This window comes from Lewinella cohaerens DSM 23179 (assembly GCF_000379805.1).
GTDB lineage: Bacteria > Bacteroidota > Bacteroidia > Chitinophagales > Saprospiraceae > Lewinella > Lewinella cohaerens.
The window spans coordinates 182,004-198,836 of sequence record NZ_KB903531.1 but is presented as its reverse complement, the minus strand read 5'-3'; the positions used below and the strand labels follow the sequence as shown (position 1 = coordinate 198,836).

The 16,833-nt window shown below is 46.6% G+C and carries 8 protein-coding genes; 2 read left to right on the top strand and 6 right to left on the bottom strand.

All coding sequences use genetic code 11. The features are described 5' to 3' along the window. Nucleotides 1-13: 13 nt before the first annotated feature. Nucleotides 14-772 carry a hypothetical protein gene (locus A3EU_RS0100725; RefSeq protein ID WP_020534196.1) on the bottom strand — a complete coding sequence of 253 codons (759 nt, stop codon included), beginning with the start codon at nucleotides 770-772 and terminating at the stop codon, nucleotides 14-16. Beyond that, nucleotides 769-2,058 carry an LVIVD repeat-containing protein gene (locus A3EU_RS0100720; protein WP_020534195.1) on the bottom strand — a complete coding sequence of 430 codons (1,290 nt, stop codon included), beginning with the start codon at nucleotides 2,056-2,058 and terminating at the stop codon, nucleotides 769-771. The genes A3EU_RS0100725 and A3EU_RS0100720 overlap by 4 nt, the downstream gene beginning before the upstream one ends. 427 nt (nucleotides 2,059-2,485) lie before the next feature. Here A3EU_RS0100720 and A3EU_RS0100715 point away from each other — a divergent pair, with 427 nt between their 5' ends. Continuing rightward, entirely contained in the window at nucleotides 2,486-4,312 is a 1,827-nt protein-coding gene (locus tag A3EU_RS0100715) for a UbiD family decarboxylase (RefSeq protein WP_020534194.1), read from the top strand. Between the two features lie 24 nt (nucleotides 4,313-4,336). Here A3EU_RS0100715 and A3EU_RS0100710 read toward each other — a convergent pair whose 3' ends face one another. After that, nucleotides 4,337-6,607, bottom strand: a complete 2,271-nt coding sequence (locus tag A3EU_RS0100710; RefSeq protein WP_020534193.1) for a right-handed parallel beta-helix repeat-containing protein — start codon at nucleotides 6,605-6,607, stop codon at nucleotides 4,337-4,339. A 219-nt stretch (nucleotides 6,608-6,826) separates the two neighbouring features. Between A3EU_RS0100710 and A3EU_RS0100700 the strand changes: the two genes are divergently transcribed. Then, nucleotides 6,827-9,172, top strand: a complete 2,346-nt coding sequence (locus tag A3EU_RS0100700; RefSeq protein WP_020534191.1) for a TonB-dependent receptor — start codon at nucleotides 6,827-6,829, stop codon at nucleotides 9,170-9,172. A 46-nt stretch (nucleotides 9,173-9,218) separates the two neighbouring features. On the opposite strand, the gene A3EU_RS0100695 is transcribed toward A3EU_RS0100700, so the two are convergent. From A3EU_RS0100695 to A3EU_RS0100685, 3 genes are all read right to left on the bottom strand, one after another. Beyond that, entirely contained in the window at nucleotides 9,219-9,416 is a 198-nt protein-coding gene (locus A3EU_RS0100695; protein WP_020534190.1) for a hypothetical protein, read from the bottom strand. 71 nt (nucleotides 9,417-9,487) lie between these two features. Beyond that, on the bottom strand, nucleotides 9,488-11,407 hold the full coding sequence (locus A3EU_RS28930) for a serine hydrolase domain-containing protein (protein ID WP_020534189.1): 1,920 nt from the start codon (nucleotides 11,405-11,407) through the stop codon (nucleotides 9,488-9,490). A 220-nt stretch (nucleotides 11,408-11,627) separates the two neighbouring features. Beyond that, nucleotides 11,628-15,212, bottom strand: a complete 3,585-nt coding sequence (locus tag A3EU_RS0100685) for an ATP-binding protein (RefSeq protein WP_020534188.1) — start codon at nucleotides 15,210-15,212, stop codon at nucleotides 11,628-11,630. Nucleotides 15,213-16,833: the final 1,621 nt, after the last annotated feature.

Sequence of the window (16,833 nt, the reverse complement as noted above, 5' to 3'; positions counted from 1 at the left end):
GGCCGAAGCGTGTTCAAAAAGTAAATCCGATACGCATGACCACCCGCTTGTAGGTGATGCGCTCCACCTCCCGTATGGTCCACCAGTCGTCTGGGTATTGGTAGTCGGTGGTAAAGCGTTGGAATTTGTAGCCGAGTTCCGCCGATAGGTTTTGGTCGCGCCTTGAGGCCAACCGGATGCCTAATGTCGGTTGCCACATCCACCCAGCGTACGACTTGTCGAAATCTTCTCTATTGAACATCCGTTCTACGGCGATGCCTTTTCCAACTTGCAAGCGCAAGAAAGGGGTATTTGACCAGCGTGTCAATAATACTTTGGACTGGGCGTATATTGGCATGATAAATTCATCGTAATAATCAAAGGCTACCCCAGCACCTACAGTCAGCCAGGGCCGGACATAATAGCCCGCCTCCATATCTAGGGACAAAGACTGCCGTTTGGTTTCGCCGTAGCTGAGGTACGAATGCCCGCTAAGGAAGCTCAGGCTTACGCCGCCATACCAACCACGGGCAGGGATGGTGTTTCCATTGACAAGCATTCGTTTCCCTTTATCATCCACCTCGATTTTTTCAATCAACCCAACCGGAATCAGGATGGTGCTATCGCTTCCTAGCAAGCTGAGGTGTACAAAGGCCGTATCCGGGGTATCAATGATTGTCCCCTCCAGCAGATTACCGCCGGGGAGGAGTATCCGATCTATAAAAACCTGTTTTTGCCCCGCTAAGGCAAGCCCCAGCAGTAAGCAAAAACAGGTAAAGATGCCGCGTATCATTTGACCGGTATTAAGCTCAGTAATTCAAATCCAGTAGTAGGATTCAACTGAAATTGGTAAAAACCTTCTTCTCCAATGACGACCGTAATGGGTGCATTGCCCGGTAGGCTGATGGCATCAACGGCGTGTACATTGGCATAGGTATCAATGGGATGTTCGTCGAGGGTTTTAGGATCAGTAATATCCAAAGCCTTCAAGCCGTGGGTGCCTTCACAAAGGATGAGGCTGTTGCCGCGAATAGTCAATCCATGAGGGTTAGCCATAGGGAAGCTTTTCTCCAACCGGGGGTTGGTCAGGTCAGAAATATCAATCAGGTCCATTTGGTTGACAAAACCTTCACAAAGACTTCCGTCGCGGAGGGTCACGTAGGCGTAGTTGTCTTTTACAAAAACGGGGTCACAAGCGCGAGCATGAGCAAAGGCCGACAGCTGGGTAGGCGCTGCGGGGTTGCTGTTGTCAAAAATAAACATCCCACTGTTGGAGCCAATAAACAACTTGTCCTGATAAGGGAAGATGGTCTCAATACCCCAGCCCAAATTGATGGTGTTGACCCGCTCCGGCTGCTGGGCTTGCAGCAGGCTGATTACATCCAAATCGGTATTACTCACGGAATAGAGGTAATCACCAACGATGCTAAAACGCGCCAAAGAGCCTCCGACTCCGACTCCTCCGCTACTGAAGTCTCCGCCAGGAGCAACACTATTTGCTTCGAAAGTATTAAAAGTAGCATTGTCCACAAGAATACCGCCCCAGTTACGCAAGCTGCTAAAGCTGGTACAGTCCATTTTCTCTGTTACCTCATTGATATCGTAACGCACGAGTATTTGCCCGCTGTTGACATCTTCCCAGATCGGCGGGAAAATATCTTGAGTCCTGCCGATCAGACTGGCCTCTTCGATGTTGCTGATGTCGATAGCCAGTAGGTCAATGAAATTGTTGACATAAAGGATGTTGTCTTTAACCGCCATATTATCCGCACCGGGAATATTCAAAAAAGCCACTATGTTGGGCGTCTGCGGATCGCGGTTGTCGATGATATGGATACCTTCCCCTTTTTCGGCGATAAGGATATACTGGTTGTAGTAGTAAAACTGCCCCGGCTGCTCTAGCGAACGAGCTGCTTCTACTACAGGCGAACCTTGCCGTATGACTTCCTTGGTCATATAAACGGGTGTACTTTGCAGGTAGGTGACCTCGCGTTCACATTCATCTTTGACGCAGGAGCTTAGCCCTAAGAAGAGCAACAAGGAGAAGCTGTAAAGCAACAGGTTATTGGACAGTTTCATGGTTTCGTTTTTTGATTCAATATGCCTAGACCACAAATATAGGCTTAAGGGTTGGGTGGTGGTATTTCTAGGTTTGGCGTCATTTATAGGGCTTGTTTTGAGAGTGTTTAAAACTTGGTGTTTGGGCATAGCCATCCCATATAGTGATCCCTACGGGCTAGGGCCTCCGCACATCTTTACGCTCAAATAGCTGTACTATTAGAAAGGCGCAGCGTGGAGCACCTCGGAGAAGTGGAATATTGGTAGAAAAGAATAAACAAACCAAGAAACGACCTCGGATGAGGTCGCGCAATGGCCTGAAGCATGTTATACCAAGTAGCCTGATATTTTCATTTTCAAAAAACATTGAAAGTTTCAAAACCCTTAGCGATATTTAGGGTTTCTTAGAGTATATTCTTTTGGTTTACGATCATTCAGATTACCATCCATGAGTTACAAAAGCCTGCGGGAAGCCGCCAATGATTTAGAGCGACACGGCAAATTAGTTCGTGTAAAGGAAGAAGTTGACCCCAATTTGGAGATGGCGGAGGTGCATCGGCGTATCTTTGACCAGGGTGGGCCTGCTATTCTTTTTGAGCGGGTGAAGGGCAGTCCATTTCAGGCTTTGTCTAATCTTTATGGGACCTTTGAGCGTACGGAATGGTTGTTTAGGCACACCATGGAAAGGGTACAAAAGGTGATTGAACTCAAGGCTGATCCTACCCGGCTACTCCAAAAACCGGGGCGCTACCTCTCTGCGCCTTTTACAGCGCTGAATGCGTTGCCTATGAAAAAATGGTTAGGAAAAGCACCTATTCAATACGGCACTACGACCATTGATCAACTGCCACTGGTAAAAAGTTGGCCGATGGATGGGGGGGCTTTTGTGACCTTGCCGCAAGTGCTGACACTGCCTCCTGGTAGTAAAAAGGCCATGCAAAGCAACATTGGGATGTACCGCATACAGCTCAGTGGCAATGACTATGAGCTGAATAAAGAAATAGGGCTCCACTACCAGTTGCACCGTGGTATTGGCGTTCACCATACGCAGTACAATGCCAGCGATGAGCCGTTTCGTTGCTCTATTTTTGTGGGTGGTGCGCCGTCTCATGCCTTTTCGGCTATTATGCCGCTCCCCGAAGGATTGAGTGAATTGACCTTTGCGGGGTTGCTGGGCGGACGCCGGTTTCGCTATCTTTTTGAAGACGATTACTTCCTTTCCGGGGATGCTGATTTTGTGATTACGGGGACTATCCGTAAGGGGGAGAAGAAACCAGAGGGGCCTTTTGGTGACCACCTCGGGTATTACAGTCTGGAACATGATTTTCCGGTGATGGATGTCCATAAAGTACACCATCGCAAGGATGCTATCTGGCACTTTTCGGTGGTGGGCCGACCTCCGCAGGAGGATTCCAGCTTTGGGCACCTGATCCATCAGTTGGTGAAGCTGCTCACGCCGCAGGAATTTCCGGGTATCAAAGAAATTAAGGCGGTAGATGCTGCCGGGGTACATCCGCTTTTACTGGCGGTAGGCTCAGAGCGTTATATGCCGTTTCGAGAAAGAAGACCGGAAGAAATTTTGGCGCAAGCCAACCGTATTATCGGCTCGGGGCAGACCTCGCTTTCCAAGTACCTCATCATTGCCGCTACGGGTGATGGGCCGGTGACGACCCACGACATTTCTGGCTTCTTCCGCCATGTGCTGGAACGCATCGACTGGACGCGGGACCTGCATTTCCAAACCAAGACTACCATTGATACTTTGGATTACTCCGGTACCGACTGGAATGCCGGCTCCAAGGTAGTGATGGCGTGTTGTGGGCCTAAGCTACGGGAGTTGGCCACGGAATTACCTACAGGAATCACACTACCAGCAGGGTTTAGGAATCCACAATTGGCCCAAGCCGGTATTGTGGCCATCGAAGGGCCTGATTTTACTGGCAAAGAGAGTTACGAGCAGGCCCAGCAGTTGGCCGATTACCTGACGGCTGACCAGTGGCAAAACGTTCCTTTGATTGTCTTGTGCAATGATGCGACCTTTATGCAAGAGACGCTCAACAACTTCCTTTGGGTGACCTTTACGCGCTCGAACCCCAGTCATGATATATACGGTGTGGATGCCTTTACGGAATTCAAACATTGGGGTTGTCGCGGACCACTGATCATTGATGCCCGTACGAAGCCACACCATGCGCCGGAGTTGGTGACGGATGCGGCAGTGAGTGCCAAGGTGGATCGGTTGTTTGCGAAGAGTGGGAGCTTGTATGGGCAGTGATAGTTATTGGGTGCAAACCTGATTTTATTCTACTGAAAGCGGCAAGGTGGAACGATTACCGTTGTTAATGATTTGTATCCAGTACACTCCCGATGCCCATTGGTTGTTGGTATTAATATCTTGCATCTCATTCAAAGATTGAATAAGCTTACCTGCGGCATTGTAGATCAACAATTTCACCAATGACCAATCGTGTATATCCGCATTTTGTACTTGCCAATGATTTGGGCCTAGCCTGCGCAAGGAATACTCGGAGGCAAGCGGATAATTCAAATACTGAACCTCAGAAAAACTAAAGGCCCCACCCCAATCCAGCTGACGAATACGATAGTAACTGCTGGTACTTATTTCGCCATCCAGAAAGTGGTAAAAGCGAGCCTCGTGTTCGGCAGGTAACTCTTCTACTGCTTCCCAATTGCGGGCATTAGTACTTCTTTCCACTACAAATGAACGCAGGTTGGTTGAGGCTACAATCTCCCAACGGATTAAGGCTTCTTTCTCTGCTGTCAGCTGTACGCTCATCGCTCCCCAGGTCACGGGTAAAGGAATCAAAACAGAGGTTTCCAAAGGTCCAATATCAGGCGCTGCACCATAAACGCGATCGTTTCCAGCTAAGTCAAAAGGTAAACCTACGTCGATGGCCGCATTGATCAACGGTGAGCTATTTGTTGGTAGATATGCGCCATTGCTTACGTTCATTAGTAATGGGTCACTGTCTAGGTTACTACTGATGGTATGTCCTTGCTGCCCGTTGAGGTTGTTGAAATCTTCGGCATTGTAATTACTACTTGCATATTGCAGATAGACGGCCTCGGCTCCCATTTGATCACTATAGAAAGCGTTATTTTGAAAAGTGTTGCCACTCACCCCATTACTATTATTATCGTAAATAATTAAAGACGTCCCTTCTTGATAACCATTGCCATAAGGCGCTTTCCCACTGTTAATAACCACGTTATTTCGTAAACTATTCCCCGCAACATGTTGGGCATAACCGTAATTGCGAAGTAGAAAACCTGCCTCATCAGTATCATAAATAAGGTTATGGTCATAACGATTATCTTCACAAACTAAGTCCGAACCATAAATAGCGAGAACGAAACCGTAGGCTGTTGCATCATTCTTAGCGGGTGACTGCCGCATAGCACGGATCGTATTATGATGTACCCAATTGTTATTTCCATTGATTTGACAAGCTGTGCGGCAATCCGTCGCACTGTTGTAATAAAACTCATTGTACTGGCACTTTCCATATACCCCGTCAGCACCCAGTGGATGAGCGTAGGGAATATCCGGCGCGGAGATCGTATTATGGTGGATCAAATTGTTATTCACACCAGCGGCAGCGGGGTCATCTCCTAGCAATTCGATGGCATTATGTGCCCAGTTTTTGAAAACATTATCTCTGATGACACAGTTGCTGGCACCGTTACGGAATCGTACTCCATCTCCGCAACCGCGCTCACTGCCCACGCCGTGCATGAAGGTGAAATTAGAGTCAAATAAGTTATCGATAAACGATATATCGCTACAGGTCCGCCTAGATCCTCCATTATGATATTCTATAGCAAGGGCGCCACTTCCACTAGAATGACCAAGTATACAATTGCTGACCTCAATGTGCTGTCCGCCAATAACGCCGAAGGAGGCACCGCTTCCTCCTCTAAAATCAATATTTTCGAATTCCAGATAATCCGCCCGATCAATAAGCGTGGCGTAGTATTCCAGACTTCCTTTAATGATACTGTACAACAGTGCCGGGTTGCTCGGCGCATAGAGGTGTAAAACATTCGTAGGATTATCTTCGTAAAACCAGTATCCCGTTGCTCCCTCAAGGTCTGTATCGCCTACTTTATGTAGAGAATCAGCTCTCAGAAATTCATTACCATCAATGAAAAGGCGACCGGGTGGTTCTGGTGTACTGAGCGTCCAGATATTGGGAGAGGTCTCTGTCCATAGTATTGGATCGCTAGCATTGGCAACGTCATCAATATTGGTAATTATAGGCATCGGATCACCGGGGTTGCCATCGTAGTAGGCTCCAAAACGAATGGGCTGCGCACTTGTCCCAGAAGTGGTGAGATAAAGCTTTGACACCGTCCAAACCTCGCCCCGTTTCAGCAAAAAAACATCGCCGGGGCTATTGACTTCCCGAATCTTGAAAAGATCTTTCCAGGGCGTCTCGCTGCTCAAACCATCATTGCCGTTGTTACCACCAGAGGCATCCAAATAGTAGGTTGTTGCTGACAAATAGCAACTACAAAAAATAAACATTACAAATAAGAGAGCTCGCATCAAATAAAGTTTGATTAAACAAAAGGAGGTGAGAGCGTTCGCAAATAACAATATACACCTCCCTAAGTCAAAAAAAGAATTTGCGTTAGTTGAACCTCTTATCCTCAAGGTTCGTTCTATTGCTTTGAGATTTGCCTTAGAAACGGCTCAACTTACCCCGTAGGGGTGCCTATGGCATTTTTTGCGCAATATTTATTCCTTCTCTAAGATACCAAAAAAATGCGTAGAGTCCTATTTTTAACTGTTGGTCTGGTTGTCTTGCTCCCACTGTTTTCCAATGCCCAAACCAACCACACTATTAGTGGCTACATCACCGATGCTGCCAGTGGAGAAACCCTCATTGGAGCCAATATCTATGTAGCTGAAAGTCCTGAAAAAGGGACCGTAAGTAATGTTTACGGCTTCTACTCTCTGACTTTGCCAGAAGGAGACTACAATCTAATTATCAGCTACTTAGGATTCAGCAACCAAACAATCTCTTTAAGCCTCAGTGCTAAAAAAACACTGGATATTGCCATGAACGAAGGTGTAGCTTTGGAAGAAGTCGTCGTCGTTGGTCAGCAGGAGGACAAGAACGTACAGGATACCAAGATGGGGACGCTGGAAGTCTCTACCGATCAGATTAAGAAACTGCCGGCCTTATTGGGGGAAGTAGATGTTTTGAAGGCTATTCAATTACTACCTGGCGTACTGTCTGCGGGAGAGGGCAGTTCTGGGTTTTATGTGCGGGGCGGCGGGCCTGACCAGAATTTGGTTTTGCTGGACGAAGCTACCGTATATAACTCAGGACACCTACTGGGCTTCTTTTCTGTTTTCAACCCTGACGCGATCAAAAACACGACTCTTATCAAGGGAGGAATGCCTGCTAATTATGGCTCGCGCCTCTCTTCTGTGGTTGATATCCAGATGAAGGAAGGTAACAAGCAACGTTATGAGGTAGATGGGGGAATAGGAATCGTTGCCAGCCGACTTACGGTGCAAGGGCCAATTGCCAAAAACGAGTCTTCGTTCATTCTCTCGGGGAGAAGAACGTACGCACTGGATTTGGCGCAGCCTATTATCAACAACACCAATTTTGCGGGGACCAACTACTATTTCTACGATCTGAACACCAAGGTCAATTACCGCATATCAGATCGGGACAGGATTTTCCTCAGTGGTTACTTTGGCCGCGATGTGCTCCGATACCGCAGTAGTGTCCGTGACTTCTTCTTTAACTTACCTTATGGGAATTCTACTGCCACCCTGCGCTGGAATCACCTGTTTAATGATAAGCTCTTCTTCAACTTGTCTGCGGTTTACAATGACTATGATTTTGGATTTGAAGGTGGGCAGGCGGACTTTTCTGTTGATGTGGCTAGTGGCGTTCGTGATGCCAATTTGAAGCTCGACTTCGATTTTTTTCCTAACCCAAAGCATAGCGTCAAATTTGGGGTCCACTATACCTATCACAAGCTTACGCCCAATGTTGCCAATGCTACCAACGGTGAAGAAACCTTCTCCAACAACCTGGAGCCTAAATACGCGCATGAAACCGGCACCTATGTGCTTGATGATTGGAAAATAAGCTCGCGGTTGAGTATCAACTACGGGGTACGCTTCTCTACTTTTACGCAGTTAGGCCCTTATGTTTCCCCATTTGATGGCACCGTTTACACCAAAAACGAGCCTGTGACCACCTATACCGGATTCGAGCCCCGCTTGAGTGGGCGCTACAAGCTGGGAGCGGCAGCGAGCTTAAAAGCGGGGATTACCGTCACCAATCAGTACATCCACCTGGTGAGTAACTCTACCTCTACTCTGCCTGCCGACATTTGGGTGCCAAGTACAGAGAAGATCAAACCACAGCGAGGTATTCAGTACGCGCTCGGCTATTTTCAGAATTTCCGAGATAACACCTATGAAACAAGTGTAGAAATCTACTACAAAGACCTGGACAACCAAATCGATTACCGCGAGAACTACGTCAACAACGCTGCTGACGACCTGGAAGATGAGTTTGTCTTTGGCCAGGGTGAAGCCTATGGCGCAGAGTTTTTTATCAATAAACGCAAAGGAGCACTTACGGGGTGGATTGGCTATACGCTATCCAAAACCGAGCGACAATTTCCGGATATTAATGACGGTAATCCGTTTCCTGCTGTTTACGACAGAAGGCACGATATTTCTGTCGTTGCCAATTATCAGCTGGCTCCTAAATGGGAGGTCGGTGGCGCTTTCGTTTATGGTACCGGGCAAGCGTATACGCCTTTGCAGAGCCTTTATTTTATTGAACAAAATTTGGTACAGGAGTATGGTGTTCGCAATAGTGCCCGCATCCAGCCCTATCATCGCTTAGACCTTTCGGCGACTTTTACCAATCGGCCAGATACAAAGGAGAAGCGTTTCCATTCCAGTTGGGTTTTCTCTGTTTATAATATTTACAACCGTCGGAATCCTTTCTTCATCTACTACGACTTGAGTACGGACACTGCAGCTGGCACTGCTCAAGCAAAGGCGGTTCGCGTATCGTTGTTTCCGGTCATTCCGAGTATTACCTGGAATTTTTCTTGGAAAGGGAAGTGAATTTCAGTGTAGTAGAGGTTCTTCCTTCCTGGTGACAACCTGACTACTATAAGTAATACGCTATCGTTTGTGGAGCCTGCCGATTGGAAACAAATAAGGAGACATTTTCAAAAGCCGCCAATTTATCAGCGTGAATAAATAGCTCTCTTTTGTTTCCTTGCTCGTCGATCCTCACAACTTCTCCGCCTTCAAGCTTTAGGTCTAATGTTGGTTCAGGTTTAGTAAAAAGTCTATAGTTATTCATTTCTATAAATCTAGGGAATATCTAGGAAACAACCTTTACACCTTACACGTTTCCAACCCTTACACTCTGCGTTAAACCTCCTCCTGAAAAGTATCTAAACTCTTGTACACCACCTTGTGAATACGCTCACGCAAGCCCATTTTTTGCAACCTGTTATTGTACTTATCCGGATGAATACGATTCGAAAGAAAGATAAAAACCAAGTCATTATCGGGGTCAGCCCAAACACAGGTGCCCGTGAACCCTGTATGGCCAAACGTTTCTTTAGAGGCACCGTAAGGCTGTAGTGACTTAGAGTGACCAGCTAGGCGATCAAAACCAAAGGCACGATAGTTATAGCCATTGCGGCTGGTGAACTTTTCTACCGTAGCAGGCTGTAGGTACTCTTCTCCGGCGTAGCTTCCTCCATTCAGCAGCATTTGGAACACCACGGCCAAATCCCGGGCGTTACTAAACAATCCGGCGTGCCCGGCGACTCCGCCCAACAACAAAGCACTTTCGTCATGCACTTCGCCACGCACCAACTGATGGCGCCATTTTTTGTCCTTCTCTGTAGGAACAATTTCTTCTTCTGGGATTCGTAAACCAGGGCGGTACTGAAGGCGACGTAAGCCCAATGATTCATAAAAATGCTGGTTGAGAAACTCATCAAGAGGAGCTCCACCTACCTCTTCAGCAACCTGCTGCAACAAAAGGAAATTGACATCACTGTATCGATAAAAAGGACGGCGCGCTGTACGTACTTTTCCAAGTTCTTCCAACAGCCCCTCTCGCACACCGTTCTTGATGTATAAATCCTTACCAATGGCCGTGAGGTACTCGGAATTCTTCTCTACTGTAAAAAGGTCATCCTGACGCAACCATTTTGCAATCGGCAGGTTGGCCTGCAAGCCCGTGTGATGAGCCAGTAGGTGCCGCACCCGTAGGTATTTAAGCCCACTTCTATTGTAAATTGGTAAATAAGACTGAAGGCGTTGCGACAAATCAATTTTCTCTTTGTCGTACAGTTCCATCAATGCGAGTGTTGTACCTGCCGCTTTCGTCAATGAAGCGAGATCGTAAACATCTTGTGGATCAACAGGCTGTACTTTTTCGTAAGTGTGATAACCAAAGGTTTTATCATAAACAATTTGCCCTCCTTTAGCGACCAATACCTGACAGCCGGGGATGGCTTTTTTGCGAATAGCACGTTGTACATAACTGCTAATGCTTTCCAATTTTGCACGATCGATACCAGCAACTTCGGGTGGTGCATGCCCCAGGCGGGAAGCAGCTAACATTCCTCCTGATGATAAAGTCAGGTTTTGTGCACCAAACAACAACTGAGCAGCCATGGCCTGCGCCGTAGGCGTAGCATCAGGCAAGAAGAGAACGGGAACAGGCAGCTTGGATAGAAAATTGTCCGGCGTTGAGCCAAAGAACATCACGACCATAGGGTGTGCGGTATACAGTTTCATGAAGCCTTCAAAATCCGTTCTAAGCTCGACCAGGGAAGCATTGTCTAATAGCAATACAACCGTCTCTTGTACTTCGCAATCTTGAGAAAGCGTTGGCAAAATATTCTCCCAGCTAAATTCTCTGAAATTTGTCCTTTCCCCTAAGTCTTTAGTAAAAACAGGGAAAACGGTATTAAACGGACGAATGAGTTTGATGTTTTGCGCTGGATTCAGCGGCAATGTATTCCCAAAGTTATGGTTCAAGGAAATCTGTCTGGCATTTCGCTGCCAGTCTGCAAAGGAAATGGTGTCTAGTAAATGGCCCGCTACAGCTACACTGCTTTTTCCACCAACTTCAACTTCTGGCAGCCAGTGATCGTCAAATAGCTCGGAGTCCTCCTCCAGGCGATCCAGGCCATAATTATCAGCAATCATAGAAGTATCTACACCGCTAGCCTCTACACCATCAAGAGGAAACGGCAGATAGGAACGAAAAGCAAAAAAGCAAAAGAGGCCAGCGCTCAGCGCTACGACTACCCGAGAAGTTGTATTCATAATCAGTTTGGGGCTCAAGCGAGAAGGCCAAATCTAAGTTATCCCTTCACTTAGATTGGTAATCTCCCCGTTTTATGTTTGAAGTCAGTATCCAATAAAAACTATGAAACGGTCTAAAGTATTCCCAAAGAAGCTCTTAGACCGTTTCTATCCCTATCAACGGAGGATTGCCCAAAAGAATAGTTAAAACTTTGTTAAAACTTCAAGTTTGGCACAAAGATTATTCCTCTTCCTCCCCCCTTGTTGCCAAACCGGCCAATTGTCCGGCCAATCGGTGACAAGTCAATCCTGGGTTTTTCCAAAGCTCTTCTGAGCTAAAGCTTAGCAACTGATAGCCCGAAAGGTGCAACCGATCCTTCTGCCAGTTCTCCCAATCGAGTGTCGTCACATGCCCCTGGGCCAAGAAACCATCCGTAAGGAGAATTATTTCATTACCACCGGGAGCTGTTGCTAAAAGCACTTTTTCTTGTACTCCTCTCACATTGGTAAAATTCCATTTCCAGTCGGGCAATTGTGGCTGCAAGCGATGGATAAGCTCCCGAGGAAGAGAATCTGAAGCTGTCTTTCTTGGTGTAGGCAGTGGCCAAATCTGCCTTATTCTATCTATCTCGCCGTAGTCGTTCTCACTTACCGCATACGCCAAGCCGATCATTAGTGTCTGCAATTGTTCGCCGGGGCGATCAGACCAGGATTGCCGAACGCTTATTTCATCAAGGGGCAACGAATTCAGAATATGAACTGTTTGAGCACGAGAAAGAACCTGTTGTAATACTTCCAGGCTGGCCCTTTCATTCGCCTGATTTAAGCGAGGCAAAAGTGAAGACAAGTGCCCTTTATGATCGACAGGACCATAAACCGGACTATAGATGACAACCTCAAATTGCTGCGACAAGGCATCTGCTGCATGTAAGATTGTCAGGCCATTGCGTTCTAGTTGTTGTACCAGTTCTGCTCCGGCACTTCTTTCCTTTTTTATTCGGAATAATAACCGCTGGATGAGGTCACGCTGAGCAGAAGTGAGGGTAATTATTCCTACTCTTGGGAAGGTTTTTAAACCTTGTTTCTCAATGGCATTAAGTAATTTCAGCAGTTCTTGGACTTCTACCTCATTGATTTGTTCTTGCTCTGAAAAGCGGCCATCGACTTGATGGAAAAACACCTGAGGTTGATTGCTACTCCAGCGTTCTGCCAAGTTAGGTACTCGCTCATCAGTACATATTACCGTTGGGATATTACCTTTCTTCAAGTAAGCAACAACCCCATCGTCGCTAAGCCCCAATTGATTGGTATCTGCGACTACCGCCAGCTGCTTGGCTTGGCTGATGACATTTGCGACTTCCGATCGGTTTAAATCCTGTGCTTTCTCTAAAACCACCAGATCATAATAAGGAACAAGGTCGGCAGCGACTTCTGGGTTAGCAAAACTAACTGGAAAGCAATTTACCAGATGTTTCCCATGTTCCGCCATTAATTGCTCCATACTTTCAGGCCAGGATTTTAGTGCCGACTTGATTTGTTGGTGGCCTTTATTTCTGCGGCTGACCCATTCGTTCTGAATAAATCCGGGTAGCTGCGACCGCAATTGCTCTACTTCCTCAATATACTGTTCCCGTACTGCCGAATTTAACGGAGAAAATGGCGTGTAATTCTTTTGCAAGCATTCATGGAAATACCAGCTTGAAAAAGCCGCCTCCCAATCATTGGGCCGGGAACGAAGAATGGCCTGGATGGTTTTGCGGCTGATTTCGGACAGTGAAAACCAATTTCGCTGCCAGTTATAAAAGGCTTCGTATTGTAAAAGACCTTCCTGGCTACGCTCCAGTTGATCAATAATCTCTTCCAGATACTTCTGCTGCCTGGTTAGCGTCAGCGTTTTTGATTGCAACGGAAGTTGGTAAAGCCCGCTAGCGTTAACTTCATCAATATAAACTTCCAGGTCTCTTTCCAGAACCTCAATCCCTGATGCAACATCCAACTCAGAGATGGCTGTCTTAAAATTCAGGCGTACCATTTCTTCCTGCACACCCTGAAAAAGTTGATTCCTCCAATTATCCAGGGTCTCCCGAAACGCGATCAACAAAGCGCCTATTTTATCAAAGAGCTGCCGAGGTTTCTGTGTGGGCCAAGCGAAGGGGAAAGGATCTAATTCCGTGTGTAAATCTCGCAAGGCCTGATAATCAGCTTGCAGGGCATTCTTTTCGTCGAGCGCCTTCTCGTATTTTTTCGAAAACCGGCTATAAATTTTCAAAGTACGGTCACCAGAACGCAGTGTGTCCGCTCCGTAAGCATTTTGGCTATCTTCCAGCCGTTGCTCCAGCCGCTCCAATAAATTCCTTAACTGCAAATATCGGTGCTCATGAAAACTAGCCAACTGATCAGCATACTGGCTTTGAGTCCGTACATAACGCTGATGAAGTTTTCGAGCGAGTGCAAGTAATCGCTGGCTTGTTGTTTCTATAAACTGCTGGCTTTCCGCCAAATCCTGGTGAATAAATATCGCCGCGCTGAGGTTGCTTAAAGGATGGTGCAAGGTCCCCAGCTTTTGGTGAAGCGGCTTGGTTGTCAGAAGCGCAGTACTGATCTCCTGGTATTCTTTAGGAAGAAAGGTGTACTGGGCAGCATTAAGCTGGCTTGCTAAAAGTTCTTTGCCCTCCACACGAGCATAGTACAAGTAAAATCCGAGAAGATCGGACCACGATTTGTCGCCAAAGATTTTCTTCCGCGATGCATCGTACCACGCATCGTATTGTCGCTGCAAGCGATTACACCGGCTCAGGGTTGTTCTCCATCGTAATGGATCATAAGTTGCTGTAGCTGCTTTGTTCTTATCAAAGGTAGACAACAAGCCTTTTACTATAGGTAAATCTGTAACCGGGTCTTGCCAAAGCAAGCTAAAGCCGTTTAATGCCGATATTTTATTAAGCTGTTGGTGCAGTGTTTCCAGACTTTTTTTCTTCCGTGAAATGACCAAACAAGACTTCCCTTCCACCAGCGAAAGCTTAAACAACTCGGAGCTGATCGCACTCAACCCAGATTCAGGGTTTCCTTCTGCCAGCGTATACCTTTGTCCGTAAACCTGTTTAAAAAAATGATATTGAGAAGGTGCCAAACGAGATAAAGACAGGTTTCCAATGGCAGACTCTTCATGCGTGAAGGGTTCATGCCAATGCACGGGCAGCTTGTTGTCCGAGCTACGCCAATGCGTATCATCAAGGGTTAATCTAGCCGACCACCACAGCTCTCCTTTACCTGCTGGTTCTATTTCCAAAGTCGGCATTTGAGCGAGTGCTGGCTGCCAGCTAGAGGAAACAAATTCCGTTTTCTCGGAAAGCTCTTGCGCAAAGAAACTGAGTTTTTGCATGGAACCAGGAGAAGGCTTTAGCGCCGCCTCCAACACGCCTTTCCAATCATTGGACGCTGTCTCTTCTAATTCACCAACCAAACGTCCCTTCATTTCTCCGGCAACACTGTCTACGGTCTTTAACAACCAATGTGGGCGGTTACTCACGGGTGGTTCAAGCAAACAAGCCCAACGAAGGAGCGGTGTTTGGGTCAACTGCCCCATTTCTTTACGCAACAGATAAGGATAAGTAAAATAGAGCACGTGCCGCCCTTCAAGACGACGAGCAGACCTTTGCTCATTAAAGAAATGCCAAAGTTTTTTCTCCTGATCAGAACGTGGCTGAAGCGAAATTTCTGCCGCACCCGTGGTGAGTAAAGACTTTAACCAACCGTAGGCTAAATCTGTTTCCTCTACCAACATCATCCAATCCAAGAAATTATTTGCCCTTATCGTTTCGATCATAGTTTTATAGTTTGCCAAATCCGGCCGACCGTCAAAAATAGCTAGGGCAACTTAATTGCACAACTATTCCTTTGCATTTGTCTGAGATTGACCATCGGGAAGAAACTTTGATGAATGCCAGTATCAAACAATGTAATACTGGCACTCAAAGGTCCAAGTAAGTGACGGTCAACTTACTCTACCATACCACCGCTAATTTTTTCACCATCGCGGTACATGTATTCGACCATCACATTCCCTTCAGGATCGTAGTCGCGAACCAAGCCATCTAGCTGGCCAGCTTTATAGGAAGCTTCTTTTTTGATCTTACCATCGCGGTAATCATATTCTCGCAGGACACCATCCAGCTCTCCGTCCTTATAGTTGGCGGTTAGCTCCTCACGGCCAAAGCGGTATTTTCCCCAAGGGCCATGTAGTTTATTGTTTTTGTAAGTAGCNATCAACTCCGCCTGCCCACGTTCGTTAAACTCCATGTATACGCCGGTGTACATGTCTTCAACAAAGCTGATCACTTTTATAGGGAAACTGCCCTCTGCACCGTAATACGCCCAACTACCATTCTTTTTACCATTGACCATAGGGCCAGCTTCCATGATTTTTCGGTCTGGTGTGTAAAGTGTTGCCATCATTGCATTTGTCCCCGGAACAGGTGTCATTTCATAATCACTTGCCGAAGAAGGTACTTCGGTGCCAGCAGGAGAAGCAGTAACAGGCGCTGGTGAAGTGTTGTTTTCACAACTAAACAACATCGCCAACACCAGCACTAAAGAAAAAAACGTTTTCATCGTAGTAATTTTTGATATTTAAAAAAGTCATTAGCTATTCCGCAAAAATAGCGCTATAAATTTAAGGGTCTTCTTATTCAATTTGCTAATTTTCCCAATAAGGTCTATTTTTGATCCTCGGCAATACTTTGCAACCTTCGCAACAATGCCTTCGTACAACAGCAGGAATGAACGCAGAAAATTTCATGGAATACCTGGCCCAGCCAGCTAAACTGTACCAACTACCGTATCAGGAAATAAAAAACCTGGTACAGGAATACCCCTATTCTGCCAACCTCCGCCAGCTACTTTTGCTCAAAAGCAGGATCGAAAAAGACCCAAAATTTGAGCAATACCTCCACAGTTTAGCAGCACACACGTTCGACAGGGAGCATCTTTACTCCTTTGTTCACAACAAACTCCCACAGTTACTCGAATTAGATACAGCGCCAGAAGAACGGCTCGAACTCAAGGATCTTGCCCAGCTTGATCTTGAAGAGAAAGTGCCCGTTTTACTCAATGAACTTGAAGCTAAGGTTTCAGAAGTTTCTTTTGAAGTGGGAGATCAGAAGTCGGAAGTCGGAAATGATGACACACACGAAGAGCTAGATGAGGGCTTACCGGAATTCATCATTGGTAGCCACGACTTGGAAGAAGAGGACAATACGCCACTTACGGGACCTAATACTTCCGACCTTGAAAGCGGAAGTCAGAAGTCGGAAGTCGGAAATAGCGAGGTACACGAAGAGTCAGAAGAGAGCGTACCGGAATTTATTATCGGAAGCCACGATTTAGAAGAAGAGGGTAGCTCGCCACTTGAGGCTACTGATACTTCCGATCTCCCACCTCCCAATTCC